The following is a 1,644-nucleotide window of genomic DNA, read 5'->3' as shown; positions in this document are numbered from 1 at the left end:
CGGCCTGCGCCACTGGCCGGCCGCCGTGCGCGCCCTGATGCGGCGCACGCACGGGCAGCCGTTTTAGCGGTATTGGTAGCGAGTAGGCCGCACGCCAGAATGTTGTTGGCCCGATTTTGCCGGGGCCGGCGATAAACGTGCTTCTTTTACCGTAGGTATTAAAAAGACGTTAAAACCTGCAGTGTGGGTCAGCAGTTGCCCCCGTACACTTCCTCCTATCCGACTTTCTAATTTATTTCCGGCATGCCGAGTTATCTAGGTGCCATCGGCACTGCCAACCCCAGCCACCGCATTGCCCAGCCGCAGATTGCCGAATTCATGGCGCGGGCCTTGCAGTTTGGCGAGGCCGACACGCGTAAGCTGCGCGCACTCTATCGCGTGTCGGGCATCGAGCACCGCTACTCGGTGCTGCCCGACTACGGCCGGGCCGTGGGTGAGTACACGTTTTTTCCCAACACGCCCACGCTGGAGCCGTTTCCGAGCGTGGGGCAGCGCATGGCGGCTTACCGCCGCGAAGCCTTACCGCTGGCCACCGCGGCCGTGCGCGCCAGCCTGGCCCAAGTGCCGGGCGTGGATGTTGCCGACATCACGCACCTCGTAACGGTGAGCTGCACAGGCATGTATGCGCCGGGGCTCGATATTGAGCTGGTGCAAACGCTGGGGCTACGGCCCGACGTGCGCCGCACCTGCGTGAATTTCATGGGCTGCTACGCGGCGGTGAATGCCATCAAGCTGGCCGACGCTTTCTGCCAGGCTGATGCGGCGGCTCGCGTGCTGATTGTGAGCGTGGAGCTGTGCACGCTGCACTTCCAGAAAAGCCCGGAGGAGGACCACCTCATCAGCAACGCGCTGTTTGGCGACGGGGCGGCGGCCTGCCTGGTGCAGGCCCGCCCGCTACCCGATGGCGTGCCCAGCCTCTCGCTCGACGGCTTCCATTGCGGCCTGGAGCCCGATGGGCACGACGACATGGCCTGGCATATCAACGATTTTGGGTTTGAAATGACCTTGAGCAGCTACGTGCCCAAGCTCATTCAGCGCGGCATTGGGAAGCTCACGGATGGGCTGCTGGCCAGCCTGCCGGTGCAGTTGCGCGACGTGCGCCACTTCGCCATTCATCCCGGCGGGCGCAAGATTCTGGAAACTATTGAGGCTGAATTGGGGCTGACGCGCGACGATAACCGCCACGCCTACCGCGTGCTGCGCGACTACGGCAACATGTCGTCGGCCACGGTGCTGTACGTGCTGCGCGAGGTGCTGGCCGCCGCCACGCCCGCCGACCACGGCGCACCGGTGCTCAGCTTCGCATTCGGCCCGGGCCTGACGATGGAGGCTATGCTACTGGGGCTTAGTGTCTCTCCAACCACTGTGACAGCCGTTCATCAATCTGCTACCGAAGTCGCCGAGGCTTTGTAGCAGCGTCCATCGTTTCACATCTCAATACCACCCTTCGTGTCGGTTGACCTTTCTGCCCGCGCTTCCGGCCCCGAGCTGATGGACGACCTGACGCTGGCCACCGACGCCCTGCGCCAGAACCTCGACGAGCTCGAAACCATTAATACTTGGCTGGGCGGCTACGCGCCGGTGCTGAACGCGCTGGAACGGCTGCGGCCCCGCTTCCCGGCCGGCCGGTCCCTGCGCGTGGCC

The 1,644-nt window shown here is 64.3% G+C and carries 1 protein-coding gene and 1 pseudogene; both read left to right on the top strand.

The features are described 5' to 3' along the window. Positions 1-243: 243 nt before the first annotated feature. Positions 244-1,413: a type III polyketide synthase gene (locus ACYVDE_RS22080; protein WP_460503694.1), complete on the top strand. Its 1,170-nt coding sequence runs from the start codon at positions 244-246 to the stop codon at positions 1,411-1,413. Positions 1,414-1,449: 36 nt separating this feature from the next. Next, positions 1,450-1,644 (top strand): annotated as a pseudogene (locus tag ACYVDE_RS22075) (methyltransferase domain-containing protein); the annotation flags it as partial.

The organism is Hymenobacter agri, assembly GCF_054778495.1.
This window is presented reverse-complemented; position numbering and strand designations above follow the sequence as displayed.

Excerpts from the sequence above, each read along its gene's own strand:
- ACYVDE_RS22080 (WP_460503694.1), top strand. The coding sequence starts at position 244 with ATGCCGAGTTATCTAGGTGCCATCGGCACTGCCAACCCCAGCCACCGC.